Consider the following 24,907-nt stretch of genomic DNA (forward strand, 5'->3'; position numbering starts at 1 on the left):
CTCCTCCGTGGCTCCTCGATCCCCGCCCGGACAGCGGCGGCACGCGTCCAGACGCTGTTGAGCGCGCTGCGAGAGCCGGCGCCCACGTTGGACGACGCCACATCGTCACAGCCCGACGTCGCACGCGAAAGGAGGCGTTGAGATGCAGTCGAACGACCTTGATCCCATCGGGAGCGGGGTGGTCACCTTCATCAACCGGTTCACCGTGCACAGTTCGCCGGAGGAGTTCGAGAAGGCCTTCGCCGAGACCGGACGATTCCTGGCGGACCGGGACGGATTCCTGCGGTACACCCTGCACCGGCACGCCGAGGACCCGACCCGCTGGGTCAACATCGCGCACTGGCGCGACGCGGAGGCGTTCCGCACGGCGGTCGGCGACCCCGCCTTCCCCCGGCACGCCGCAGCGGTACGGGAACTGAGCACCGGTGAGCCCGGCCTGTACGTCCCCCGCCAGTACGTCTCGGCGGAGCGGGCGGCGGCGGAGGACCGCTGATGGCCACTCCCACCGGCCGCCGTGTCGTCATCACCGGCATCGGCGTCGTCGCTCCCGGCGCCGTGGGGCGCAAGCCCTTCTGGGAGGTGCTGACCGCCGGGCGCACCGCCACCAGGAGGATCACCTTCTTCGACCCCACCCCCTACCGCTCGCAGGTCGCCGCCGAGGCCGACTTCGACCCGCTGCGCGAGGGACTGACCCCGCAGCAGGCCCGGCGGATGGACCGGGCCGCGCAGTTCGCCGTGGTGAGCGCCCGGGAGGGCATCGCCGACAGCGGGCTGGAACCCGCGGAACTGGACCCGGCGCGGACCGGCGTCACCATCGGCAGCGCCGTGGGCTGCACCATGAGCCTCGAGGACGAGTACTCCGTCGTCAGCGACGGCGGGCGCCACTGGCACGTGGACGACTCCTATGCCGGGCGGCACCTCTTCGACTACTTCGTCCCGAGCTCGATCGCCGCCGAAGTCGCCCATGACGTCGGTGCCGAGGGCCCCGTATCGCTGATCTCCACGGGCTGCACCTCCGGGCTGGACTCGGTCGGGCACGCGGTGGAGCTGATACGGGAGGGCGCGGCCGATGTGATGGTGGCCGGCGCCACCGACGCCCCGATCTCGCCGATCACCCTTGCCTGCTTCGACGCGATCAAGGCGACCACACCGCGCAACGACGATCCGGGGCGGGCGTCGCGGCCCTTCGACCGCACCAGGAACGGGTTCGTCCTCGGAGAGGGCGCCGCGGTCCTCGTCCTCGAGGAGCTGGGGCACGCCCGCCGCCGTGACGCGCACGTGTACGCGGAGATCAGCGGATTCGCCTCCCGCTCCAACGCCTTCCACATGACCGGACTGCGCCCGGACGGCCGGGAGATGGCGGAGGCCATCCGGGTGGCGATGCAGCGGTCCGCGGTTGCCCCGCAGGACATCGACTACGTCAACGCGCACGGGTCGGGCACCGTCCAGAACGACCGGCACGAGACCGCGGCCTTCAAGCGGAGCCTCGGCGAGCACGCCTACCGGGTGCCCGTCAGCGGCATCAAGTCGATGATCGGGCACTCCCTGGGGGCGATCGGCTCCCTGGAGATCGCGGCCTGCGCGCTCGCCGTCGAGCACAACACCGTGCCGCCCACCGCCAATCTGCACGAGCCCGACCCCGAGTGCGACCTCGACTACGTGCCGCTGACCGCCCGGGAGCAGCGCGTGGACACCGTGCTCACCGTGGGCAGCGGCTTCGGGGGCTTCCAGAGCGCGATGGTGCTGCGGAGCCCGGAGAGGGCGATGTCATGACGGCCGGCGCGGTGATCACCGGCATGGGGGTGATCGCGCCGACCGGCATGGGTGCGGCCGCCCACTGGAGCAGCACGCTGGCGGGCCGGACCGCGATCGGCCCGATCAGCCGCTTCGACGCGGAGCGCTACCCCAGCGGGCTCGCCGGGGAGATCGAGGCGTTCGATCCGCAGGAGCACGGCATCCCGAGCCGGCTGCTGCCGCAGACCGACCACATGACCCGGCTGTCGCTGGTGGCCGCCGACTGGGCCGTCAAGGACGCCGGGGTGGAGCCCGGCGGCCTTCCGGAGTACGGCGTCGGTGTCGTCACCGCCGGCTCGGCCGGCGGATTCGCGTTCGGCCACCGGGAACTGCACAACCTCTGGAGCAAGGGCCCGGAGCACGTCAGTGCCTACCAGTCCTTCGCCTGGTTCTACGCGGTCAACACCGGGCAGATCTCGATCCGGCACGGACTGCGCGGCCCGGGCGGCGTGGTGGTGACCGAGCAGGCCGGCGGGCTGGACGCCCTGGCGAAGGCCCGGCGACATCTGCGCGAGGACGTCGGGATGGTGATCGCCGGGGGCGTCGACGGCTCGCCGTCGCCCTGGGGATGGGTCGCCCAGCTCGCGGGCGGCCGGATCAGCACCGTGGACGACCCCGAAAGGGCGTATCTGCCCTTCGACGCGGACGCCTCCGGCTACGTACCCGGTGAGGGCGGCGCGTTGTTCGTCCTGGAGTCCCCGGAGTCGGCCCGCGCCCGCGGCGTACGGTCCTGGCCCGGGGAGTTCGCCGGGTACGCGTCCACCTTCGACCCGCCGCCCTGGACGGGCCGGCCCTCCAACCTGCGGCGCGCCGCCGAACTCGCCCTCGCCGACGCGGGGCTGGGGCCCGGGGACATCGACGTCGTGTTCGCGGACGCCGCGGGCATCCCCGAACTCGACCGCGCCGAGGCGGAGGCCGTCCGCGAGGTCTTCGGCGCGCACGGCGTACCGGTGACCGCGCCCAAGTCGATGACCGGACGGCTCGCCGCCGGCGGAGCGGCGCTGGACCTCGCCACGGCCGTGCTGTCCATCCGGGACGGGGTGATCCCACCGACGGCGAACGTACGGAGGCCGGTTGCGGAGTACGCCGTCGACCTCGTGAGCGACCCCCGCGACGTACCGGTGTCCGCCGCGCTCGTGCTGGCCAGGGGACGCGGCGGCTTCAACGCGGCCGCGGTCGTGACCCGACAACGATGAGGAGAGACATGTCCGTTCAAGACGACCGGCACGCCGTGGTCACCGGCGCCACCAGTGGTATCGGGCTCGCCGTCACCACGCTGCTGTGCGAGCTCGGGCAGCGCGTGTCCATCTGCGCCCGTGACCCCGAGAACGTCGCGCTCACCGTCGAACGGCTGCGCGGCAAGGGGTACGACGCCGCGGGGCAGGCGTGCGACGTACGCTCCACGGAGCAGGTCGGCGCCTTCGTCCGGGCCGCCGTCGACCGGTACGGCCCGGTCGACGTACTGGTGAACAATGCCGGCCGCAGCGGGGGAGGCCCCACCGCGCAGATCACCGACGAGCTGTGGCTCGACGTCGTCGACACCAACCTCAACAGCGTCCTCAGGGTCACCCGCGAGGCGCTCACCACGGGCGGCATGCTCGAGCGGGGCACCGGCCGGATCATCAACATCGCGTCGACCGGCGGCAAGCAGGGCGTGGTGCTGGGCGCCCCGTACTCCGCGTCCAAGCACGGGGTCGTCGGCTTCACCAAGGCGCTGGGCCTGGAACTCGCCAAGAGCGGCGTCACCGTGAACGCCGTCTGCCCCGGCTATGTGGAGACGCCTATGGCACAGCGGGTACGGAAGGGCTACGCGGAGGTCTGGGACACCACGGAAGAGGCCGTGCTGGAGCGGTTCGAGGCGAAGATCCCGCTCGGCAGGTACACCACCCCGGAGGAGGTCGCCGGGCTGGTCGGCTACCTCGTCACCGAACAGGCCGCCCCCGTCACCGCGCAGGCGATCAACGTCTGCGGCGGACTGGGCAACTACTGAGGCCGGCGCGAGGACCAGGAGGCCCGCAGCATGTCGAACAACCACCGAGCCGAGCACCGGATCACCGTGGAGGCACCCACGCGCACCGTCTTCGGCCTGATCGCGGACGTCGAGGCGTGGCCGCGGGTGTTCCCCCCGACCGTGCACGTGGACGTCCTGGAGCGGACCGCGGGCGAGGAGCGCATCCGGATCTGGGCGACCGCCAACGACGCCGTCAAGACGTGGACCTCGCGCCGCGTCCTGGACCCGGAGGGCCTGCGGGTGGGCTTCCGCCAGGAGGTGTCCCAGCGGCCCGTCGCCTCCATGGGCGGCGAATGGATCGTCGAGCCGCTGTCGGAGTCCCGGACCCTGGTCCGCCTCACCCACGACTTCCGGGCCGTCGACGACGACCCGGAGGGGGTGGAGTGGATCACCCGGGCCGTCGACCGCAACAGCGACGCGGAACTGGCCGCGCTCAAGCGGGCCGCGGAACAGGCGCCCGGGCCCGGTGCCGGTGATCTGTCGTTGCAGTTCGACGACGTGGTGGAGGTGGACGGCGACCCCGCCGACGTCTACGACTTCCTCTACGACGCGCGGCAGTGGGACGCCCGGCTGCCGCACGTCAGCCGGGTCGAGCTCGAGGAGGACACCCCGAACCTCCAGCTGCTGGAGATGGACACGCTCACCCCGAACGGCGCCGTGCACACCACGAAGTCGGTGCGGGTCTGCTTCCCGGCCGGCGCCATCGTCTACAAGCAGCTGCGGACACCCGCGCTGATGACGGTCCACAACGGTCGCTGGCGGATCGAGAAGAGCCCGTCCGGGTGCACCGTCACCTCGACGCACACCGTCGTGCTCAACCCCGACGCGGTCGTTCCGGTCCTCGGCGAGGGCGCCACGGTCGAGGACGCCCGCACCTTCGTCCGTGACGCGCTCGGCCGCAACAGCACCGCGACGATGCTGCTCGCCAAGGAGTACGCCGAGCGAGCGGCGCGGGAGCGCTGATGCGCGTCCTGTTCACGACCTTCGGCGCCCGCAACCACGTCCACGCCCAGGTGGCACTGGCCTGGGCCCTGCGGGTGGCCGGTCACGAGGTCCGGATGGCCAGCCACCCCGACCTCGGGGAGGTGATCGCCCGTACCGGTCTGACCGCGGTCCCGGTCGGCCGGGAGCTCAACGAGGACCAGGTGATGGAGGAGCTGCGGGAGCGCGAGGACGCCTCCCGCGACACCTACGCCGACGATGTGCCGGACGCCCAGCTCCTGCTGGCCATGGACGAGCTGCGCCCGGAGAAGTTGACGTACGACCATATGCACGGCGTGTTCACGGCGATGACCTCGGCGGTCTTCCAGAACTACTCGTCGGCCGAGATGATCGACGACCTGGTGGACTTCGCCCGCGGCTGGCGCCCGGACCTGGTGGTCTGGGACCCGCTGACCTTCGCCGGGGCCGTCGCCGCCCGGGTCACCGGCGCGGCGCACGCCCGGCTGATGTTCGGCCTGGACCTGGTCGGACGCATGCGCGAGAGCTATCTGGCCGAGGTGCGCAGACGGCCCGCCGCGCTGCGCGAGGACCCCGTGCAGGAGTGGCTCGGCTGGGTGATGGAGCGTTACGGCGGCGAGTTCACCGAGGACCTGGTGACCGGCCAGTGGACGATCGACCCGGTACCTGCCTCCCTGCGGCTCCCGGTCGACCTGCCGTACGTCCCCGTCCGCTGCGTCGCCTACAACGGCAGGGGCAGCGTCCCGCCCTGGCTGCGCGAGCCGCCCGGGCGACCCCGGGTGTGCCTGACGCTCGGAGTGTCGCACCGCGAGGTGATGGGCGGCGACCAGGCCTCGATCGGCGAGCTGATCGAAGCGGTCGCCGGACTGGACGTCGAGGTGGTCGCCACCCTCGACGCCCGCCAGCTGGGCGAGGTGGACGGCCTTCCCGCCAATGTCCGCGCAGTCGACTTCGTCCCGATGGACGTGCTGCTGCCGAGCTGCGCCGCCGTCATCAGCCACGGCGGATCCGGCACGGTCCACACGGCGTTCCTCTACGGCGTCCCGCAGGTCCTGGTGACCGGCACGATGTGGGACAACGGCGTACGCGCCGCTCTCGTGGAACGCTCCGGCGCAGGCCTGCGCCTGGACGCGGAGACCCTGACCGCCGAGGCCCTGCGCGACGCGCTCACCCGGGTGCTGACGGAGCCGTCGTTCGCCGCCGGAGCCGACCGGCTGCGCCGGGAGACGCTGGCCACCCCTTCCCCCCGGGACATCGTCCCGGTCCTGGAGTCGCTCACCGCCGAGCACCGGCGTCCCGGCGCCACGGGACACGGCGCCACGGGACGAGACGACCCTGTGAGGAACGATGTCTGACACGACTTCTCCGCCCGCGGCCCGCCGGTCGGTGGTGGTGACCGGTGGCGGCTCCGGTATCGGCAGGGCCACCGCGCGTGCCTTCGCCGACGAGGGCGCGGCCGTCCTCGTCGTCGGCCGCACGGCCGAGGACCTCGCCGGCACCGCGCAGGGGTACGACACCATCAGGACGCTCGCCGTCGATCTCACCGAGGCCGAGGCGCCCCGGAGGGTCGTGGACACCGCGCGGCGCGAGCTCGGCGGGATCGACGTCCTGGTGAACAACGCGGCGGTGCTCGGCCACCGAGCCCTCGCCGATGTCGACCCGCAGCAGGTGGCCGCCCAGCTCGGCACGAACCTCGCGGCGCCCGTGCTGCTCACCCGGTGCGCGCTCGACACTCTCGCGGCCGATGGCGGCGGCACCGTGGTGAACGTGAGCTCGTCCGGCGCGCGCGGGCTGCGGGCCTGGCCGGGCAACGGCGTGTACGGCGCCGCGAAGGCGGCGCTGGACTTCCTCACCCGCACCTGGGCGGTCGAGCTCGCCCCGCGCGGCATCCGGGTCGTCGGCGTCGCCCCCGGGCTCGTCGACTCCGGGTTCGCGGAGCGGGCGGGCATGTCGCCCGAGCAGTACGACGGCATGCTCCACCACGTCGGCGCCCTGACACCGCAGGGCCGGGTCGGCACCCCCGAGGAGATCGCCTGGTGGATCACGCAGCTGACGCGGCCGGACGCCCGCCACCTGACCGGCGCCGTGCTGCCGGTCGACGGCGGCCTCTCCCTGACATGACACGAGCCGGCCCGGGCCGGCATCGGGACGGACCACAACAGGAACCCGGAGAAGCGGAGTTGACGGCATGGTGAGCATGACCGAGAGCGACCTGGGCCGGGTGCTGCTCACGCACCGGGGCGTCCAGTGGATCATCGGCACCAAGGACGACCCCTACGCCCTGCTGGTACGGGACGCGGACGACGACCCGCACTTGCTCGGCGAACGGATCCGGGAGCGGGGCCCGCTCTACTGGAGCAGCGCCGAGGCATGGGTGACGGCCCGTCACGAGGTCGCCGCGGCCGCGCTCGGCGATGCGCGGCTGAGCGTCCGGCACCCCGAGGCGGACGCGTCCACGGCGGACGACGAAGGCGAGCAGCGGGAGCCCATGCCGTGGGAAGTCCCCGCGCTGCGCGAGATCCTTCCCTTCGGCGAGATGTTCCTGACCGCCGGCCGGGCCGACTGCGAGCGCGTGCGCGAGCTGCTCGAACCGCTGCTCGGCGCGAAGGCCCTGGAGCGGTGGCGGCCCGCGGTCGAGCGCGCCCAGCGCCGTGCCCTCGCCGCCGCGGGCACCGAGTTCGACCTGCGTGCCGACGTGGCGGACCCGTTCGCGGCCGACGTGGTACGGGAACTCCTCGGCGTTCCGGAGGACGACCGCGACCGCTTCGCCGCGTTGTGCCGGGGTGCGGCGGGTGCCCTGGACGCCATGGTGTGCTCGCCGCACCTGCGTACGGCAGAGGCGCTGGTCACCTCCGTCGAGGGCATGCGGTCCCTGATCACCGATCTGATCGCGCAGCGGCGTGGGAGTCCCGGCGACGATCTCGTCAGCGCCTTGCTGACGGCGACCCACGACGACGAGGTGCGGTCGTTGTGCATGCTGCTGGCCCTCGTCGGGTCCGAACTGTCCGCGACCCTGTTCTGCGACGCGCTGGCGGCCCTGCTCGACCACCCAGCGGCCTGGCGGTCCCTGTGCGAGAACCCCGGTTCCGTGTCGTCCGTGATCGAGGAGACACTGCGGTACGCCCCGCCCGTCCGGCTGGTGCCCCTGTATGCGCTCGAGGACCTCGAACTGGCCGGGACGGCCGTCACGGCCGGGAGTCAGGTCGTGGTGGCGGTCGAGGCTGCCGGCCGGGACTCCGCGGTCCATACGGAGCCGTCCGTCTTCGACCCGGCGGTGGAGCGGACGGGGGATCACCTGGCGTTCCCCGAGGGTCTCCCCACGTCGCTGCTCGCACCGCTGGTGCGGCTCCAGGCCGAGTCCGGGCTGCGTGTCCTGGCGGCCGAGGCGCCGGGCGCGCGGCGCACCGGGCCCGTACTGCGGCGGCTTCGGTCCGCGGTGACCGGAGCCGTCCTGGAGCTGCCCCTGGCCCTTTGACCCTCCGACCTCGCCTTCCTCACGGCGTGTCACGGGCCCTCGACCATGTGACTTGTGCAACTCGTAGTAGAGATACTATCGTTGATCTAACAGGTCTGATCGAAAGGTAGAGGGCCTATGGCAGGGGCAAGCGATCTGCAGGAGCTGAGTGAGGCCGCGGGGGTGCCTGAGGGCTCGTTAGGCGAACGGGTGATCGACATTCGCGGACTCCGTATGCGATACGGATCCAAGGACGTGTTGAACGGGGTGGACTTCAGCGTCCGCCGGGGCGAGGTCCTCGCGCTGCTGGGGCCGAACGGCGCCGGGAAGACCACGACCATCGAGATCATGGAGGGATTCCGCACCCGTTCGGCCGGCGAGGTCCGTGTGCTCGGAGTCGATCCGGCCAAGGGTGACGAACAGTGGCGGGCCAGGCTGGGCATCGTGCTCCAGTCGTGGCGGGACCACGGAAAGTGGAAGGTCCGGGAACTGCTGGCCCAGCTGGGCGACTTCTACCGGCCCTACTCCACCGCCGAGCGCCCCCGTCCGCGGGACGTGGACGAGCTGATCGCCATGGTCAGCCTGGAGGAGCAGGCGGACCAGAAGGTCGGGTCCCTGTCCGGCGGGCAGCGCCGGCGGCTCGACGTCGCCATCGGCATCGTCGGCCGGCCGGAGGTGCTGTTCCTGGACGAGCCGACGGTCGGGTTCGACCCCAAGGCCCGCCGGGACTTCCACGACGTGGTGCACCGGCTCTCCGACCTCGAGGACACCACGATCCTGCTCACCACGCACGACCTCGACGAGGCCGAGAAGCTGTCGGACCGCATTCTGATCCTGGCCGGCGGTCAGATCGTCGCCGACGGCAGCGCCGACCAGCTCGCCCGGCAGGCGTCGGGCAAGGCCGAGGTCCGCTGGAGCGTCGGCGGCGAGCACTTCGTCCACGCCACGCCCGACGCCAGCACGTTCGTACACGAGCTGTTCAAGCAGCACGGCGACCGGGTCCGCGACCTCGAGGTGCGTCGGGCCAGCCTTGAGGACACGTACATGACCATGGTCCGGCAGTTCGAGGCCGGCCGGTCCGAAGAGGCGATCGCAGCGTTCCGGGAGGCAGGCCAGTGAACCCCACCGTCTACGCCGTACGGCTCGGTCTGCGCCGCGGCTGGACCGAGTTCCGGCAGAGCCTGACCACGCCCGGCGACATCATCTACTACCTCCTGCTCGGGGGCATCTTCCTCGGTGTGCTGTTCTTCATGCGGAACTCGACCGTGGAGGGCACCGATCTCTCGCTGGCGACGCTGTCCATGCCCAGCATGATCGGCGGACTGCTGGCCTTCCAGGCGCTGGGCGGTGCGGCGTTCGCGCTGGCGGCCGAGCGGGAGGACGGCACACTGCTGCGGGCCAGGACCGTGCCGCAGGGTCTCGTCGGCTACATCGCCGGCCGGGTGCTGGGCATCGCGCTGAGCACTCTGCTCACGCTGACGATCATCCTGGTGCCCAGCGTGTTCCTCTTCGACGACCTGGTGACCGGGGACCCCGCCAAATGGCTGAACCTGCTGTGGGTGCTGGCCCTCGGGCTGCTCGCCACCCTGCCGATCGGCCTGATCGTCGGGGCGATGGTGAAGAACCCGCGCGGCGCCAACACGTGGGGCATCTTCCCGACGATGGGACTGATGGCGATCTCGGGTATTTTCTATCCGATCACCTCGCTGGCCGGCTGGCTCCAGGGCATCGCGCAGATCTTCCCCGTGTACTGGGTCGGACTGGGCACCCGCGCTGCGCTGCTGCCCGACGCGGCGGTCGCCGTCGAGCTGGGCGATTCCTGGCGCAGGCCCATGACCGCGGTCGTGCTGCTGGCCTGGGCCGTCGTCGCGCTGCTGATCGCGCCGAGGGTCCTGGCCCGTACGGCGCGCGGCGAGACGGGGTCGAAGGTCGAGGCACGACAGCAGGAGGCATTGAAGCGCGTTGGGTGACAGGGCATCCGGCAGCAGGGGCGGCTTGACGCGCCGTGGCACGCCGGCGACGGAACCGGGGGCCGAGGCATCGGACCCCCGGCCCGGCAACGGCAAACCCGCCGCGGGCCGGCGGGCGGCCGGCGAGCAGGGGCGTTCCCGGGGCGGCGCCGGGAACGAGACGGTGTACAACCGCATAGCCGTGCTGCGGGTGGAGCGTGCCATCACCCGCAGGCAGCTCGCCGACGCCCTCGGGGTGCACTACCAGACGGTGGGCTACCTGGAACGCGGTGAGTACAGCCCCAGCCTCTACCTGGCCCTGCGGATCGCGGAGTACTTCGAGGTCCCCGTCGAGGTGGTCTTCTCGACCGCCCCGTTCCCCCGGATCGGGAGCACCTCGCCCGACTCCGCATGAAGACCCCGCAGCCGTAGGGGGCGTCGAGCAAGCCCCCCACGGCCGCGGTAGGCCGGACACCGGGCGATCTAGAGCGCCCGGTGTCCGGCAGTCAGCCTCTCCAGGACCGGGACGATGTCGGCAGGAGCCGGTGTGCCGAGGACCTCACGGCGCAGCAGGTCCGCGCTCGTGCGGAACGACGGCTCCTCCAGCAGCCGGACCAGTGCGGCGCGCAGCCCGTCCGCAGTCAGCTCCTCCGGATCGATGCACAGCCCGGCGCCCGCGTCCCGTACCCGGTGCGCCTTGGGGACGTTGCACCACATCTTCGCGGGCACCATCACCTGGGGGACACCGTGCGCCAGTGCCGTCTGGAGCGTCCCCGAACCGCCGTGGTGGACGATCGCCGCGCAGGTGGGCAGCAGGGCGTCCAGCGGGGCGAAGTCGACGACCCGCACATTGTCCGGCACGGGCCGGCCGGGATCGAGCTGGTCCGCGGTGAAGGTGGCGACCACCTCCACGTCCAGCTCCGCCACCGCGGCCAGCAGGTCGGCGGCGGACGTCCGGTCCGCACCGACCACCTCGCGGAACGATCGGCCGAGGGTGAGACAGACGCGGGGCCGCCGGGGCGGCTCCCGCAGCCATCCGGGGACCGTGGCCTCGCCGTTGTACGGCACGTAACGCACCGGCACGGTCGGCAGACCGACGGGCAGCCGGAGTGACTGCGGAACGGGATCGATGGTCCACTGGCCCACCACCAGGTCCTCGGTGAACTCCTGGCCGTGGCGCCGCAGGATCCGGCTCATCCACTCCTCCAGCGGATCCTCCCGCAGCGCCGGCGGCAGTGCGGCCAGCCCTCTCAGGTAGTGCCGGCGCATCAGCCCCACCAGGTCCAGCCCGAACATCAGCCGGGCGTGGGCCGCGCCGCTGATCCGCGCCGCGAGCGCTCCCGGGTAGTACATGGTGTCCCACACGACCAGATCGGGCCGCCAGTCACAGGCGAAGCCGATCAGTTCCTCGGTCGTGTCGTCGGGCAGGGTGTTCTGGTAGACGAACGACGTCCACGCGGTGAGTACCCCGTGCACATACGGATAGGTCAGCTTCTCCGGCCGGGTCTCGCTGATGTCCAGGACGTCCAGCCAGGCTTCGTCGCGGATCTCCTCAGGCTCGTCCGTGTACTCCGGGTTCATCGTGGCCGGAACGTCGAGGATCCCGCCGACCGGGACCGCGGTCAGGCCGGCGTTGTTGATGTCCTCGACCACATCCGGCCGGGTGGCGACACGGACCTCGTGTCCTGCGGCCCGCATCGCCCACGCCAGCGGTACCTGGGTGTGGACGTGGGTGCCTGCGGGGAACGGCGTGAACAGCACTCGCATGGGCCCTCACCCTGCAGGTGCCTCTTCGCACGGCGCTCGAGGAATCCCGCAGCGACGCACGAGAACCGGTCGGCCGGCTTCGAGCGGACTTCGAAGCACACCGGCGAGTCTCGGCCCCGAGCACCGGTGGTCCGACCGGGCGCCGCACCGAAGGGGGAGAACGACAATGGCCGGAGCCGGCACGGAAGTCGATGTCCTGGTCGTGGGCGCGGGCCTGGGCGGGTTGTCCACGACGATGTTCCTCGCCCGGCTGGGCGTACGGGTGCTCATGGCCGAGAAGCATCCGACGACGTCGATCCACCCCAGGGCGATCGGCCAGAACCCGCGCACCATGGAACTGCTGCGGCTCGGCGGGATCGCCGGGCAGGTGCAGCAGGTCACCGGCCACCGAGGCGCGAAGGGGGACTTCACGACCCGGGTCGCCGAGACCGTACGCGGGGAGGTGCTCGACACCTTCGAGGAGGGCTTCGACCACCTGGTCGCCACCACGGCGCCCTGTTCACCGATGCCCTGGGCGCTGGCCTGGCAGGACCAGCTGGAGCCCTTGATGCGGGAACGGGCGCTCCGGGACGGAGCGCTGCTCAGGTTCGGCACCGCGCTGGTCTCCTACGAGCAGGACGAGCACGGGGTGACCGCGACGCTGCGCGACCGTGGGAGCGGCGAGGAGACCACCGTACGGGCACGCTATCTCGTGGCCGCCGACGGCGACCGCAGCTCCATCAGGGAAGGGCTCGGTATCGCCCGCCACGGCCACGGGTCGCTCTCCCACGTGGTCGGCACGATCTTCGAAGCCGATCTGTCGGACGTGCTCCCGCCGGACGCCTCCGGGCTGTACTACCTGCGCAATCCTCACTTCAGCGGCGTCTTCATCGGCAGCGTCCGGCCCGAGCGGCACACCTTCCTGGTCGAGTACGACCCCGGACGCGGCGAATCCGCCGACGACTTCACCACGGAGCGCTGCGTCGAGCTGATCCGTATCGGCCTGGACGCACCCGAGCTGGAACCAGAGGTGCTGGACGTCCAGCGCTGGGAGATGGCGGCCCGTATCGCCGAACGGTGGCGCGACGGGCGGGTGTTCCTGGTCGGGGACGCGGCCAAGGTCGTACCGCCCACCGGCGGGCTCGGCGGCAACACGGCCATCGGCGACGGATACGACCTGGCCTGGAAGCTGTCCGCCGTACTGACCGGCCAGGCCGGGCCCGGGCTGCTGGACAGCTACGAGCCCGAGCGCAGGCGGGTGGCCCAGCTGGTGACGGACGAGGCCATGCACCTCTACGCCTCCAGGCTCGCCCCGCACCTCCGGGACCGGATGCCCGGCCCCGTCGGCTACGCCGAGGTGATCCTCGGCTTCCGGTACCGCTCGGACGCCGTCGTCATCGACGACGACGACACCTGCCGGGTCGAGTCCCCGGCCCGGCCCACCGGACGGCCCGGATTCCGGATGCCGCACGTGTGGGTGGTCCGGGCGGGTGAGCGGATCTCCACCGTGGACCTCTTCGGCCCAGGCTGGCTCCTGATGACCGGCGAGGACGGCGCCGGCTGGACGGACTGGGCCCGGCACGTGAGCAAGGAACTCGGCGTTCCCGTCGAGGTCCACGGCCCGGCCACCGATCTGAGCGACCCCGACGGCGAACTCGCCGAACGGTTCGGCACCGGCACCGGAGGCGCCAGCCTGATCCGGCCCGACGGCGTCGTCGCCTGGCGCACCGCCGTCCGGCCCGACGACCCCGCCGCGACCCTGCGCGACGTACTGGCCCAGGTGCTGTCCCGCTGAACGCGCCCCCGCCGGGCCCCGTCCGGTCCCGGCCCGAACCGCAGACGTCCGTATCACGCGACGAAGACGAAGACGAAGGAGTGGATCCGCGATGACGGTCCGAACCGACCCGGGCACCGCCGGCGTCCTCACCGACGAGGCCCACCGGTACTACCAGGAGAACGGCTTCGTCCGTGTCCCGCAGGTCCTCTCCGCCGCCGAGGTGCAGCGGTTCCGGACGGCCTCCGAGCAACTGATGGCCCAGTACGGCCCGGAGATCTGGGGTGCGGGCGAGGACGCGGTGCAGGTGCACTTCATCGCCCAGGCATGGCTGAAGCACGAGGCGCTGCGCGATCTCGCGCTGCACCCGTCGATCACCGGTATCGCCAAGCGTCTCGCCGGCGCCCCGCTGCGCCTGTACAGCACCGACATCCTCCTCAAGACGGGCCGCAAGACCCTGAGCACCCTGCCCACCCTCGTGCACGACGACGAGACGGGCCTGCCGCTCGACGGCCTCGAACGGACGCTCACCGCATGGGTCGCGCTGGTCGACGTGCCGGTCGAGAGCGGCTGCCTCAGCTACGTGCCCGGTTCCCATCTGCGTGACGCCGCCTACCGGCAGACCCATATGACCAGCTTCGCGGAGCACCGGGCCATTGCCGACATCTGGCCGGACTATGCCTGGCAGCCCCGGACGACCGTCCCGCTGAAGGCCGGTGACGTCGCCTTCCACCACTGCCGCACCGTGCACATGGCCGGGCCGAACCTGACCGACAACCCCCGGATGGGCCACGGCATCGTCTACATGGACGCCGACACCACCTACCGGCCCGGGACCGAGGACGCCCACATCGCCCACATGACGCCCGGTGATCCGCTGGACAACGAGAAGTTCCCCCTCGTCTAGAGGGGACCGCCAAGGGGTGTGCGTCATTCAGGTGAGCGTCGTTCAAGGGACACGGAATCGCATGGAGATCGGCGAGCTGGGCCGGCGGCTGCAGCGGGCGAACGGGGAGGTGTGGCTGCACCGGGTCAAGGGCGACCCGTACGCCGACGTGCTCCGCGGCCACGCCGAGGACCCCCATCCGAACTATGAGCGGATCCGCGCGCTCGGCCCGCTGTGGCGCAGTGCCACGGGTGCCTGGGTGACGGCGGACCACGGCCTCGCCCGCACACTGCTGGACGAGGCGGTGCCGCACCGCCCGGCGACGGGCGAGGACACCCTCGTACCGGTGGACGGCGCGGGGCTGGGCGGCGACGACGCGCACTACGAGCGGCTGCACGAGCTCGTGGCGGCCGCCGTCACGCCTTCCGCCGTCACAGCCGTGTGCGAGCGGGTGGTCGACGGCCTGGCGGGGGACTTCGACCTCGTCACCGACCTCGCGGAGCGGGTCCCGGTGGCCCTGCTCGCCGAGACCTTCGCGGTGCCCCCGGCACACCACCGGGAACTCTCCGAAGCCTGCGCCGCCGCCGGGGTCGTCCTCGACGGCCTGCTGTGCCCGCAGCGGCTGGACGCCACCCGGCGCGCGGTGACCGCCGTCGGCCGGCTGCGGGCGCTCCTCACGGCACCGGACCGCGATCGCACCGCCGCCGCGCCGGCGGCGGTGCTGCTGGCCACCGCGGGGGTGCGCACCGCGGCGGACCTCGTCGCGAGCGCCGTGCTGGCGCTGGCGGACCATCCGCAGGAGTGGTCGCGCGTGGCCGAGGACCCCGAGCACGCACACCGGGTCGTGGCCGAGGCACTGCGGTACGACTCCCCGGTGCAGTGCCATGCGACGACCGTCGGCGCCGACACCGGGTTCGCCGGGCAGCGCGTGCCGGCGGGCGAGCGGGTGGTGGTGCTCGTCGGGGCCGCGAACCGGGATCCCGCGGTCTTCGCCGAGCCCGGCCGGTTCGTCACCGGCCGCCCGGCGGAAGCGCTCGTCCCCGCCGTGTACCACCGGGTGACGCTGCCGTTCGCCCGCGCCCAGGCCGAAGCCGCCGTGCGCGCACTGGTGGCCGCGGGCCTCCGGCCCCGCCGGTCGGGCCCGCAGCTGCGCAGCCGCCGCTCGCCGGTGACCAGGCGGCTGCTCAGCTGCCCGCTGGCCACCGGCTGACGGAGCCGACGGAGAGGACGACGAGAGGAATCCGGCGATGCGAGTCCTGTTCACCTCGATCGAGGGCAATCACTTCCACCAGATGGTGCCGCTGGCCTGGGCTCTGCGCACCGCGGGCCACGAGGTGCAGGCGGCCTGCAACGAACGGCTCGTCGACACCGTCACCCAGACGGGCCTGACCGCCGTGCCCATCGAATCGCCGACCCTGTGGGAGCAGCTCGACGGCTTCCAGAAGGAGGCGATCTCCCTCTTCAACGAGATCGGCACCAGCAAGCAGGACCCGTCGAAGGTGACCTGGGAGGACCATCTCTCCTACGAGAACATGGTCGTTCCCGCGCTCTACCAGCCGCTCAACAACGACGCGCAGATCGACCAGCTGATGGAGGTGGCCCGCAGCTGGCAGCCGGATCTGGTGATCTGGGAGAGCTTCTCCATCGCCGGGGCGATCGTGGCCGTCGCGAGCGGGGCGGCCCACGCGCGTCTGGTGTCCGGCCCCGAGCTGGCCCTCCAGATGGTCACCCGTGGACACTTCGTACGTCACCGCGACCTGCAGCCCGAGCCGCTGCGCGAGGACCCCACGGCGGAGTGGATCGACTGGACGCTCGAACGCCTCGGCAGCGACCGGCGGTTCGACGAGACGATGCTGACGGGCCAGTGGGTCGTCGACACCCGGCCCGGCAGTCTGCGCCAGGGACTCGGGCTGCCCACCGTGCCGATGCGTTACGTCCCGTACAACGGGCGCTGCGTGGTGCCGAGGTGGCTCTACGAACCGGCGGAGCGCCGACGGGTGTGCGTCACCCTCGGCACGTCCATCACCAGCGAGGAGTCCGAGCGGTTCCGGCTCGACGACACCCTCGCCGCCCTGTTCCGGAGCCTCGCCGGACTGGACGTCGAGATCATCGCCGCCCTCGACCCGGCACAGCGCGACGCCCTGCCCGAGCTGCCGGAGAACATCCGGACCACGGACTTCGTGCCGCTCAACGAACTGGCCCCGTCGTGCTCGGTGATCGTGCACCACGCCGGCTACCAGACGAAGGCGACGGCGGACCTGCACGGCGTGCCCCAGGTCGTCATCGTCGGCTACGAATGGGTGAGCGAGGACATGGGGGAGGAGTACGAGAAATCGGGTGCCACCCTGGCCGTCTCCGCACGTGACCTGACCGCCGAGGTGCTGCGGGAGAGGATCCTCCGGCTGCTCGACGACCCCTCGTACGCCGAGCGGGCCCGGGACCTCGCCAAGGAGATCCGTGCCATGCCGACCCCGAACGAGGCCGTGCCGGTCCTCGAGAGGATGACCAGGGAGCACCGGCACGGTGCGTGACCGGGCCCGCCGGCCCGGTCACGGTGGACCAGTGCTCCTCGTGCGCTCCTCGAGACGGGTCCGGCAGCGTCGTCGGCATGCCGAATCCGTGGGATCTCCCCGACGAACTGCCCACCGACCTTCCTGTCACGCACTGCGAACTGGCCGACGGCCGCGTGGTGTCGGCGGTGCAGGAAGCGGAAGCACACACCCTCTGGGAGGAGATCAGCAGCGCCACCCCCTACCGCAGGGCGGCCGAGGGCCTCCGCCCCGACGAGACCGTCATCGACGTCGGCGCCCACATCGGGCTGGCGTCCCTGCTCTTCGCGCAGTTGGCGCCCGACAGCCGCATCCTCGCCTTCGAACCCGCCCCCAAGGCGTACTCCTGCCTCGCCGAGAACCTCGCCCGCCACCTTCCGGGTGCGACGGCGTCCCGGCAGGCGCTCGGTGCCGAGCCCGGGAAGTCCGAGCTGATCTACCGTCCCTATGTGTCCTCGGCCTCGACGCTGTACGACGACGCCGAGGACGACGCCCGCAACCTCGAGGCGCACCTCGACAACATCGACGCGGACGAACGGACCAGAGAGGTCGTACGGCGGACCTTCAACGTGACCCAGCGGGTACACGTCGAGGTCACCACGCTGACCGACGTCCTGGCGGAGCACGACGTGGACCGGGTGGGCCTGCTCAAGATCGATGTCGAGCGCGGTGAACTCGACGTCCTCGACGGTATCGATCCCGCCTGCTGGCCCCGCATCCGCCGGGTCCTCCTCGAAGTCCACGACATCGACGGCAGGCTCGGCCAGGTCGTGTCGAGACTGGCCGGCCTCGGCTTCCAGGCCACGGTCTCCCAGTGGGGGGTCTACGTCGGGGGCAGCGTCCACCTGGTGCTCGCGGAGCGGGACTGACTCGCCGAGGAGGAAGGACGATGAGCGACGGCGCGTCGCGTACGTCCGGCTCCGGGTCTCCGGGGCACCGTGCGCTCGCCCCGGATCTCGCCCGGGGCCTCATGCTGCTGATCGTCGCCCTGGTTCACGCCCACATGTTCGTGAGCGGGAGCGCCGCGGTGATCCGGGGGTATCCGCCGGTCGCGGGCTCACCGGCGGACGCTCTGACAGCGGGGCTGCTCACCGTGTTCGCCGACAGCCGCAGCTTCCCCATGTTCGCCCTGCTGTTCGGGTACGGGACGGGCCGGATCCTCGCCCGTGAGAGGGAGCGGGGGCGGGACGGCCCCGGGGCCCGCAAGGTGCTGCGACGGCGCGCCCGATGGCTGCTGCTGTTCGGTGCCGTCCATGCGCTGCTGCTGTTCGCCGGGGACGTGCTGGGCGCCTACGGGCTGCTCGGGCTGGTGGCCGTCGGCCTGACCGCTGCCCGTGGCCGCACTCTCTGCGCGGTCGCGGGCGCCGGTGTCGTCGCGGGTTCGGTGCTGTACGGGAGCGTGCTGTCCGCGAACGCCTCCGGCGACCCCGCCGACCCGTCGGCGGCGCTGTTCCTGGCCGCCGATCCGGTGTCCGACGCCGCGTACCGCGTGGGCACCTGGGTGTTCACCACACCGCTGTTCGCCCTCGTGTCGCTCGGCCCGTTCCTGATCGGCGCGTACGCGGCCCGGCTGCGCATCCTGGAGGATCCGGGCCGTCACCGGTCCCTGCTGCGGCGGTTGGCGGTGACGGGCACCGCCCTCAGCGTCGCCGGCGGTCTCCCCCTGGCGATGATCACCTCCGGGACGTGGACCACCACCCCCTCGGACGTGACCCTGGGTCTCAGCGTGCTGCACGTCCTCACCGGGTACGCGGGCGGCGGCGCACTGGCCGCCGCGGTCGCGCTGCTCGCACTGCGCCTGGAGAACCGGCGGAGTGCGGCCGTGACCGCGGTCGCCGCGTGCGGCCGGCGGTCGATGAGCTGCTACGTGTGGCAGTCGGTCGTCTGGCTGGTGCTGTTCGCCCCGTACGCCTTCGGGCTCGGTGACCGTGTCGGTGTCCTCGGCTCGGCCGCCGTCGCCGTCGGCACCTGGTGCGCCGGTGTGCTGCTCGCCGAACTGCTGCGCCGAAGAGGCAGGAGCGGGCCCGCCGAGGCCCTGCTGCACAGGGCGACCCGTGGTGGCGGGAGACGGTCCGGCGACCGGCACGAGGAGCTGCGCAGTACGCCGGAGACCCCCGTACGGCCGTGATGCCGGCCCGCCGCCCGTCCTCCGGACCGAGCCCCGCCCGTCCCGAGGCTCCGTTCCGAGGACGGGCGGGCTCTCCGTATCGGCTCAGCCGCGCCGCGACGCGGGCAGCGCCGTCGCCGTTTCGGCCGTACGCCCGGTGAGCGGCTGCCACCAGGCACGGTTGTCGCGGTACCACCGGACCGTCTCGGTGAATCCGTGCTCGAACGGGATTCCCGGCTCGAAGCCGAGTTCCTTCCTGATCTTCTCTGCGTCCAGGGCGTACCGGCGGTCGTGGCCCTTGCGGTCGGCGACGTGGTCCACCCGGTCCCAGTCGGCGCCGAGCTCCCGCAGCACCAGCCGGGTCAGGTCCCGGTTGGTCAGCTCCGTCCCGCCGGCGATGTTGTACGTGGCCCCCGCCCGGCCGGACTCCAGCACGAGCTGGACCGCCCGGCAGTGGTCGTCGACGTGCAGCCACTCCCGGACGTGCAGTCCGTCGCCGTACAACGGGACGTTCCTGCCCTCCAGCAGGTTCGTGACGAAGCGCGGGATGAGCTTCTCGGGGAACTGGTGGGGTCCGTAGTTGTTGGCGCAGCGGGTGATGGAGGTCCACAGCCCATGGGTGCGGTGGAAGGCCCGGACGATCAGATCGCTCGCGGCCTTGGAGGCCGCGTACGGGGAGTTGGGCGCCAGCGGGGACTCCTCCGAGGACCGTCCCGCGTCCACCGACCCGTACACCTCGTCCGTCGAGATGTGTACGAACCGGCTCACCCCGGTGCGGGCGCAGCAGTCCAGCAGGGTGTGGGTCCCCGTGACGTTGGTGGTGACGAACGGGGCCGAGCCGGCGATGGAGCGGTCCACATGGGACTCCGCAGCGAAGTGGACGACGGCGTCGTGCCCCGGCAGCAGGTCCGTCAGCAGCTCGCGATCGCAGATGTCGCCGTGGACGAACGTCAGCCGGGAATGGTCGCGCGGCAGGTTGCTGAGCGTGCCCGCGTAGGTGAGTTTGTCCAGGACGGTCACCCGCGCGTCCTCGTATCCGCGATAGCGGCCGGCGAGCAGGCTCCGCACGTAGTGGGAGCCGATGAAACCGGCGCCACCGGTGACCAGCAACCTCATGACGGACGGCCCTTCGGATGCGGGCAGGGGAGGCCGGCTGCGCGGCATCCCGCTGCGGACGGTTTCGGGCCCGCGGCGTACGCGGGCGTCGTACGGGGGGTCAACGGGCCACGTGCGCCGTGACGTAGCGCACCGGCGTCTCGATCGACAGGGGACCGCCGTCCGTACGCATGGCGTCCAGCGCCTCGGTGAGCCGTACCTGCAGCCGTAGCCGGTCGTCGTCGGGCAGGTTCTCCCAGAGCAGCCGCATGCCCTGGGTATGGGACCACGTGACCCATGCCTCGCCCGACGGGGCCACGAGGTCGACCGGTTCGTCGGCGATCTCGACCTCGTGGAACCCTGCGGACTCCAGGGCCCGGCGCAGGTCCGCCTCCTTCGCCAGCCAGCTGTTGAAGCGCCGCCGGAGCTCGTCCGGCTGCCACTGCGGCGGCAGGTTCTCCAGCAGTGACCTCGGGATGAGTTCGGTGAAGACCGGCGGGAGGAAGGGGAAGGTGTCGTCGGTGAACACCGGGCTGGTGAAGGCGATGCGCCCGCCGTCGGCGAGCAGTTCGGCGTAGCGTGGCAGGGCGGCCCGGGCGTCCGGGAAGAAGATGAGGCTGTAGCTGCCGGTGACGACGTCGAAGGAGCGCGCCGGCAGATCGGGGGACTCACCGTCCATCACCCGGAGTTCGACATTGCCGGCGCCGGTCTGCGCCGCTTCCTTGCGCGCTTCCTCGATCATGGCGGGAGCGATGTCGATGCCGAGGGCGTGGCCCGAGTCGCCGACGAGGGACGCGGCGTGGAACAGGCACGCCCCCCGGCCGCAGCCCACGTCGAGCACTCGTTCCCCCGGTTTCGGCTCCGCTCGTTCGACGAGGCGTCGCCCCATGGGGGTGAAGAAGGTGACCCCCAGGCGGTCGTAGGACCCCGCGGCCCGGTCGAAGGCCGCCGTTACACGGGCCTTGTACGTTTTCTTGTCCACGTGCGCTCCCAGGAATTTCCCACGGACTGCGAAAGGATGACGAGACGGTCGGGTGCCCGACGCCACAGGCGAACGGAACAAGCTGTCCGGCCCACCATCGTCCGGCCGCCCCCTTCGAAAGCGCTCGAAGCCAGGTGGAGTGCGACTGGATGAAAACCCCGCCCGGCGCAGGAGTGTGCGCGCAGGGAACAACCGTGTTTACACGTCCTGAGGGGTAAAATAAGGTGATCCGATGACTTCCGCAGAGCAGGTCGGTATTCAGCCACATGAGGCCGACAGCCATGATGTGATCGAGGTCCGGGGTGCCAGGGAGAACAACCTGGCCGATATATCCCTCGACATTCCCAAGCGCCGCCTCACCGTCTTCACCGGAGTTTCCGGCTCGGGGAAGACGTCGCTGGTCTTCGGCACCGTCGCCGCCGAATCCCGGCGCCTCATCAACGAGACCTACACCGCATTCATCCAGTCCTTCATGCCGAGTTTCGGCCGTCCCGATGTCGACGCTCTGCGCAACCTGAGCGCGGCGATCGTCCTCGACCAGGAACGGATGGGCGTCAACTCCCGTTCCACCGTCGGTACCGCCACCGACGCGCACACCATGCTGCGGATCATTTTCAGCCGGTTAGGGACCCCGCACATCGGCACCTCGGGAGCGTTCAGCTTCAACGTGCCCGAGGGCATGTGCCCCGAGTGCCAGGGCGTCGGCCGGGTCTCCACGCTCGCCGTGGACGAACTGGTGGACGTCGAACGCTCCCTCAGCGAGGGTGCGATCACCGTGCCCAACTTCACCGTCGGCTCCTGGTACTGGAAGTCGATCGCGCACTCCGGCTACTTCGACCCCGACGTCAAGGTGAAGGACTTCAGCCCCACCGAGTGGGACGACCTGATGCACCGGACCGCCACCAAGATCAAGCTGCTCCACGGCGGCACCGGCACCACCTACGAAGGCCTCATGGTCAAGGTGCGCCGCCTCTACCTGGCCAAGGACCGGGAGGCGATGCAGCCGCACATCCGGGCCTTCGTCGACCGTGCGGTGACCTTCGCCCGCTGCGGAGCGTGCGGCGGCAGCAAGCTCAACCCCGCCGCGCTGTCCTGCCGGATCAACGGGCTCAACATCGCCGAGTGCTGCGCCCTGCAGATCAGCGAACTGGCCCGGTTCGTCCGCGGCATCGACGGACCCCCGGTGGCGCCGCTGCTGGCCAGTCTGGGCGAACTGCTCGACTCCCTGGTCGAGATCGGCCTCGGCTACCTGACCCTGGACCGCGAGTCGGGCACGCTGTCCGGCGGCGAGGCCCAGCGGGTCAAGATGGTGCGGCACCTGGGGTCGAGCCTCACCGACGTCACCTACGTCTTCGACGAACCCACCGTCGGACTGCACCCGCACGACATCCAGCGCATGAACTCCGTCCTGCTCCGGCTGCGCGACAAGGGGAACACCGTCCTCGTCGTGGAGCACAAGCCGGAGACGATCCGGATCGCCGACCACGTCGTCGACCTGGGCCCGGGCGCCGGGCCGTCCGGTGGCCGGATCTGCTTCACCGGCGACGTCGCCGGACTGCGCCGCTCGGAGACACTGACCGGACGATATCTGGACCACCGCGTACGGCTGAAGGAACAGGTGCGGCGGCCCACGGGACACCTGCCGATCACCGGCGCGACGCTGCACAACCTGAAGGCAGTCAGCGTCGACGTGCCCCTCGGCGTGCTGACCGTCGTCACCGGCGTCGCCGGCTCGGGCAAGAGCTCGCTGATCCACGGATCACTGTCCGGCCGGGACGGAGTCGTCATCGTCGACCAGTCCGCGATCCGCGGTTCCCGGCGCAGCAACACGGCCACGTACACCGGTCTCCTCGACCCGATCCGCACCGCCTTCGCCAAGGCCAACGGTGTCAAGCCCGCCCTGTTCAGCCCGAACTCCGAAGGCGCCTGCCCGAACTGCCGGGGCATCGGGCTGGTCTACACCGACCTCGCGATGATGGCGGGCGTGGCGACGCTCTGCGAGGAGTGCGAGGGCAAGCGGTTCATCCCGAAGGTGCTCACCTACACGCTGCGGGGCAAGGACATCAGCGAGGTGCTCGCCCTGACGGTGAACGAGGCCCGGGACTTCTTCACCACCGGCCAGGCGCGGGCCGTCCTGGACCGTCTCGCCGACGTCGGCCTCGGATACGTCGGCCTGGGCCAGCCTCTCACCACGCTGTCCGGCGGCGAGCGCCAGCGCCTGAAGCTGGCCATCCACATGGCGGAGAAGGCCGCCGTCTACGTCCTGGACGAGCCGACGAGCGGACTGCACCTCGCCGATGTGGACCAGCTGCTGAACCTTCTCGACCGGCTCGTGGGCGCCGGCAACACCGTCATCGCCATCGAGCACCACCAGGCCGTGATGGCCCATGCCGACTGGATCATCGACCTCGGACCCGGCGCAGGCCACGAAGGCGGCCGGGTCGTGTTCACGGGCACCCCGGTAGATCTCGTCGGCCACGGCGACACCCTCACCGCCCGGCACCTGCGCGAGTACGTCGCCACGCCCGACGCCCCGTAGGGGGTGTCCGGTGGATCATGGCCGGGCCCGGCCCGTCTGGCACCGCGGCTTGCGGCGTTGTCGTCGGTCGCCGATGCTCCGCCCTGCAATCCACGGCACCGGACGACCCGGGCTGTCCGCCCCTGATCCACCGGACGCCCCCTTGGGGTGTCCGGCGTCCAGCCGTCGTTGAGGCACGTGCGAGATGCCGGGGCCATCATCGGCAGCAGCTCGCGGGCCCAGTGGCGGACCCCCCCATCCTGGCACGCCGGACACGGGACCCAGGCGCACATGGAACGCAGACCGAGCAACAAGGCTTTGAATCGGAGTCGGTTATGGTTTCCACCATGCAGTCGCGGGAACTCTCCGTCGAGGGCGCAATCGAATTCACGCCACGGGTGTTCGACGACGAGCGCGGCATCTTTCTGTCGCCTTATCAGGAGTCGGCGTTCTCGGCCGCCACCGGGAATTCGCTGTTCCGCGTGGCACAGACGAACCACAGCAGGTCGCGCCGGGGAGTGGTGCGCGGACTGCACTACACCACGACGCCGCCGGGATGCGGGAAGTACGTGTACTGCGCGCGGGGAAAGACGCTCGACATCGCGGTGGACATCCGGGTCGGGTCACCGACCTTCGGCCGCTGGGATGCCGTGCTGCTGGACACCGTGACATTCCGCGCCGTGTACTTCCCGGTCGGCGTCGCCCATGGATTCGTAGCGCTGGAGGACGACACCGTCGTCTCCTATCTGCTCTCCGGGGAGTACGTTCCGGAGAACGAGCTGGCGCTGTCGATTCTCGACCCGGAACTGGCCCTGCCCATTCCCGGTGACATCGAGCCGATCCTGTCCGAGCGCGATCTCGCGGCACCCACCCTGGAGAAGGCGGCCTCGGACGGGCTGCTGCCCGACTACGCCGAGTGTCTGGCGATCGACCGCGCCCTGCGGTCCGCCTGATCCACGGCGGTACGACGAGTGGTGGGGGGGGGGGGGGGGGGGGGGGGGGGGGGGGGGGGGGGAGGGGGGGGGGGGGGGTGGGGGGGGGGACCCCCCCCACCTCCCACACACGCTACCCGCCGAACAGAG

At 71.5% G+C, this 24,907-nt stretch carries 22 protein-coding genes; 19 read left to right on the forward strand and 3 right to left on the reverse strand.

From position 1 onward, the window contains the following. Positions 1-142: 142 nt before the first annotated feature. From ACZ4Z5_RS10230 to ACZ4Z5_RS10280, 11 genes are all read left to right on the forward strand, one after another. A complete protein-coding gene (locus ACZ4Z5_RS10230) occupies positions 143-493 on the forward strand; it encodes an antibiotic biosynthesis monooxygenase family protein (protein WP_468259404.1) in 351 nt (116 codons plus the stop codon). Then, a complete protein-coding gene (locus ACZ4Z5_RS10235; protein ID WP_468259406.1) occupies positions 493-1,773 on the forward strand; it encodes a beta-ketoacyl-[acyl-carrier-protein] synthase family protein in 1,281 nt (426 codons plus the stop codon). The genes ACZ4Z5_RS10230 and ACZ4Z5_RS10235 overlap by 1 nt, the downstream gene beginning before the upstream one ends. After that, complete coding sequence (locus ACZ4Z5_RS10240) at positions 1,770-2,990, forward strand: ketosynthase chain-length factor (RefSeq protein ID WP_468259409.1); 1,221 nt, start codon at positions 1,770-1,772, stop codon at positions 2,988-2,990. The genes ACZ4Z5_RS10235 and ACZ4Z5_RS10240 overlap by 4 nt, the downstream gene beginning before the upstream one ends. A gap of 8 nt (positions 2,991-2,998) precedes the next feature. Then, positions 2,999-3,784 carry an SDR family NAD(P)-dependent oxidoreductase gene (locus tag ACZ4Z5_RS10245; RefSeq protein ID WP_468259412.1) on the forward strand — a complete coding sequence of 262 codons (786 nt, stop codon included), beginning with the start codon at positions 2,999-3,001 and terminating at the stop codon, positions 3,782-3,784. 30 nt (positions 3,785-3,814) lie between these two features. Beyond that, positions 3,815-4,768, forward strand: a complete 954-nt coding sequence (locus ACZ4Z5_RS10250; protein WP_468259414.1) for an aromatase/cyclase — start codon at positions 3,815-3,817, stop codon at positions 4,766-4,768. Then, positions 4,768-6,120 (forward strand): activator-dependent family glycosyltransferase, encoded by a 1,353-nt coding sequence (locus ACZ4Z5_RS10255; protein WP_468259416.1) that lies wholly within the window; start codon positions 4,768-4,770, stop codon positions 6,118-6,120. Before ACZ4Z5_RS10250 ends, ACZ4Z5_RS10255 begins: the two co-directional genes overlap by 1 nt. Continuing rightward, positions 6,113-6,886, forward strand: a complete 774-nt coding sequence (locus ACZ4Z5_RS10260) for an SDR family NAD(P)-dependent oxidoreductase (RefSeq protein ID WP_468259418.1) — start codon at positions 6,113-6,115, stop codon at positions 6,884-6,886. The genes ACZ4Z5_RS10255 and ACZ4Z5_RS10260 overlap by 8 nt, the downstream gene beginning before the upstream one ends. A gap of 67 nt (positions 6,887-6,953) precedes the next feature. After that, positions 6,954-8,240 (forward strand): cytochrome P450 family protein, encoded by a 1,287-nt coding sequence (locus ACZ4Z5_RS10265; protein WP_468259422.1) that lies wholly within the window; start codon positions 6,954-6,956, stop codon positions 8,238-8,240. A gap of 213 nt (positions 8,241-8,453) precedes the next feature. Further along, a complete protein-coding gene (locus ACZ4Z5_RS10270) occupies positions 8,454-9,338 on the forward strand; it encodes an ABC transporter ATP-binding protein (RefSeq protein WP_468259425.1) in 885 nt (294 codons plus the stop codon). Then, the gene (locus ACZ4Z5_RS10275) at positions 9,335-10,189 is read left to right on the forward strand and encodes an ABC transporter permease (protein WP_468259428.1); all 855 of its coding nucleotides are present in this window, start codon (positions 9,335-9,337) and stop codon (positions 10,187-10,189) included. The genes ACZ4Z5_RS10270 and ACZ4Z5_RS10275 overlap by 4 nt, the downstream gene beginning before the upstream one ends. 25 nt (positions 10,190-10,214) lie before the next feature. Beyond that, complete coding sequence (locus tag ACZ4Z5_RS10280) at positions 10,215-10,583, forward strand: helix-turn-helix transcriptional regulator (RefSeq protein ID WP_468259430.1); 369 nt, start codon at positions 10,215-10,217, stop codon at positions 10,581-10,583. A gap of 68 nt (positions 10,584-10,651) precedes the next feature. On the opposite strand, the gene ACZ4Z5_RS10285 is transcribed toward ACZ4Z5_RS10280, so the two are convergent. Then, the gene (locus ACZ4Z5_RS10285) at positions 10,652-11,935 is read right to left on the reverse strand and encodes an activator-dependent family glycosyltransferase (RefSeq protein WP_468259433.1); all 1,284 of its coding nucleotides are present in this window, start codon (positions 11,933-11,935) and stop codon (positions 10,652-10,654) included. Positions 11,936-12,101: 166 nt separating this feature from the next. Here ACZ4Z5_RS10285 and rdmE point away from each other — a divergent pair, with 166 nt between their 5' ends. From rdmE to ACZ4Z5_RS10315, 6 genes are all read left to right on the forward strand, one after another. After that, positions 12,102-13,709: an aklavinone 12-hydroxylase RdmE gene (gene rdmE, locus ACZ4Z5_RS10290; protein ID WP_468259436.1), complete on the forward strand. Its 1,608-nt coding sequence runs from the start codon at positions 12,102-12,104 to the stop codon at positions 13,707-13,709. Between the two features lie 91 nt (positions 13,710-13,800). Beyond that, positions 13,801-14,595, forward strand: coding sequence for a phytanoyl-CoA dioxygenase family protein (locus ACZ4Z5_RS10295; RefSeq protein WP_468259439.1), 795 nt, complete (start codon positions 13,801-13,803; stop codon positions 14,593-14,595). Between the two features lie 61 nt (positions 14,596-14,656). Continuing rightward, on the forward strand, positions 14,657-15,784 hold the full coding sequence (locus tag ACZ4Z5_RS10300; protein ID WP_468259444.1) for a cytochrome P450 family protein: 1,128 nt from the start codon (positions 14,657-14,659) through the stop codon (positions 15,782-15,784). Positions 15,785-15,821: 37 nt separating this feature from the next. Then, the gene (locus ACZ4Z5_RS10305; RefSeq protein ID WP_468259447.1) at positions 15,822-17,105 is read left to right on the forward strand and encodes an activator-dependent family glycosyltransferase; all 1,284 of its coding nucleotides are present in this window, start codon (positions 15,822-15,824) and stop codon (positions 17,103-17,105) included. Positions 17,106-17,182: 77 nt separating this feature from the next. After that, the gene (locus tag ACZ4Z5_RS10310) at positions 17,183-17,992 is read left to right on the forward strand and encodes an FkbM family methyltransferase (protein ID WP_468259450.1); all 810 of its coding nucleotides are present in this window, start codon (positions 17,183-17,185) and stop codon (positions 17,990-17,992) included. 20 nt (positions 17,993-18,012) lie between these two features. Next, a complete protein-coding gene (locus ACZ4Z5_RS10315; protein WP_468259453.1) occupies positions 18,013-19,251 on the forward strand; it encodes a DUF418 domain-containing protein in 1,239 nt (412 codons plus the stop codon). A gap of 84 nt (positions 19,252-19,335) precedes the next feature. Here the strand turns inward: ACZ4Z5_RS10315 and rfbB are convergent, their stop codons facing one another. Together rfbB and ACZ4Z5_RS10325 are read right to left on the reverse strand one after the other, a co-directional pair. Further along, positions 19,336-20,346 (reverse strand): dTDP-glucose 4,6-dehydratase, encoded by a 1,011-nt coding sequence (rfbB, locus tag ACZ4Z5_RS10320; protein WP_468259455.1) that lies wholly within the window; start codon positions 20,344-20,346, stop codon positions 19,336-19,338. Between the two features lie 100 nt (positions 20,347-20,446). Next, positions 20,447-21,307 carry a class I SAM-dependent methyltransferase gene (locus ACZ4Z5_RS10325; protein ID WP_468259458.1) on the reverse strand — a complete coding sequence of 287 codons (861 nt, stop codon included), beginning with the start codon at positions 21,305-21,307 and terminating at the stop codon, positions 20,447-20,449. Between the two features lie 232 nt (positions 21,308-21,539). On the opposite strand from ACZ4Z5_RS10325, the gene ACZ4Z5_RS10330 reads away from it, so the two are divergent. Both ACZ4Z5_RS10330 and ACZ4Z5_RS10335 read left to right on the forward strand, forming a co-directional pair. Continuing rightward, positions 21,540-23,846: an ATP-binding cassette domain-containing protein gene (locus ACZ4Z5_RS10330; protein WP_468259461.1), complete on the forward strand. Its 2,307-nt coding sequence runs from the start codon at positions 21,540-21,542 to the stop codon at positions 23,844-23,846. 326 nt (positions 23,847-24,172) lie between these two features. After that, a complete protein-coding gene (locus ACZ4Z5_RS10335; RefSeq protein WP_468259464.1) occupies positions 24,173-24,778 on the forward strand; it encodes a dTDP-4-dehydrorhamnose 3,5-epimerase family protein in 606 nt (201 codons plus the stop codon). Positions 24,779-24,907 lie beyond the last annotated feature (129 nt).

It is taken from the genome of Streptomyces sp. NPDC030222, from assembly GCF_055573115.1.

Coding starts and splice junctions, on each gene's coding strand:
- ACZ4Z5_RS10270 (WP_468259425.1), top strand. CDS start 8,454: ATGCGATACGGATCCAAGGACGTGTTGAACGGGGTGGACTTCAGCGTC.
- rfbB (WP_468259455.1), bottom strand. CDS start 20,346: ATGAGGTTGCTGGTCACCGGTGGCGCCGGTTTCATCGGCTCCCACTAC.
- ACZ4Z5_RS10330 (WP_468259461.1), top strand. CDS start 21,540: ATGACTTCCGCAGAGCAGGTCGGTATTCAGCCACATGAGGCCGACAGC.
- ACZ4Z5_RS10265 (WP_468259422.1), top strand. CDS start 6,954: ATGGTGAGCATGACCGAGAGCGACCTGGGCCGGGTGCTGCTCACGCAC.
- ACZ4Z5_RS10310 (WP_468259450.1), top strand. CDS start 17,183: ATGCCGAATCCGTGGGATCTCCCCGACGAACTGCCCACCGACCTTCCT.
- ACZ4Z5_RS10300 (WP_468259444.1), top strand. CDS start 14,657: ATGGAGATCGGCGAGCTGGGCCGGCGGCTGCAGCGGGCGAACGGGGAG.
- ACZ4Z5_RS10255 (WP_468259416.1), top strand. CDS start 4,768: ATGCGCGTCCTGTTCACGACCTTCGGCGCCCGCAACCACGTCCACGCC.
- ACZ4Z5_RS10285 (WP_468259433.1), bottom strand. CDS start 11,935: ATGCGAGTGCTGTTCACGCCGTTCCCCGCAGGCACCCACGTCCACACC.
- ACZ4Z5_RS10235 (WP_468259406.1), top strand. CDS start 493: ATGGCCACTCCCACCGGCCGCCGTGTCGTCATCACCGGCATCGGCGTC.
- ACZ4Z5_RS10260 (WP_468259418.1), top strand. CDS start 6,113: ATGTCTGACACGACTTCTCCGCCCGCGGCCCGCCGGTCGGTGGTGGTG.
- ACZ4Z5_RS10295 (WP_468259439.1), top strand. CDS start 13,801: ATGACGGTCCGAACCGACCCGGGCACCGCCGGCGTCCTCACCGACGAG.
- ACZ4Z5_RS10305 (WP_468259447.1), top strand. CDS start 15,822: ATGCGAGTCCTGTTCACCTCGATCGAGGGCAATCACTTCCACCAGATG.
- ACZ4Z5_RS10245 (WP_468259412.1), top strand. CDS start 2,999: ATGTCCGTTCAAGACGACCGGCACGCCGTGGTCACCGGCGCCACCAGT.
- ACZ4Z5_RS10240 (WP_468259409.1), top strand. CDS start 1,770: ATGACGGCCGGCGCGGTGATCACCGGCATGGGGGTGATCGCGCCGACC.
- ACZ4Z5_RS10335 (WP_468259464.1), top strand. CDS start 24,173: ATGCAGTCGCGGGAACTCTCCGTCGAGGGCGCAATCGAATTCACGCCA.
- ACZ4Z5_RS10250 (WP_468259414.1), top strand. CDS start 3,815: ATGTCGAACAACCACCGAGCCGAGCACCGGATCACCGTGGAGGCACCC.
- ACZ4Z5_RS10315 (WP_468259453.1), top strand. CDS start 18,013: ATGAGCGACGGCGCGTCGCGTACGTCCGGCTCCGGGTCTCCGGGGCAC.
- ACZ4Z5_RS10230 (WP_468259404.1), top strand. CDS start 143: ATGCAGTCGAACGACCTTGATCCCATCGGGAGCGGGGTGGTCACCTTC.
- rdmE (WP_468259436.1), top strand. CDS start 12,102: ATGGCCGGAGCCGGCACGGAAGTCGATGTCCTGGTCGTGGGCGCGGGC.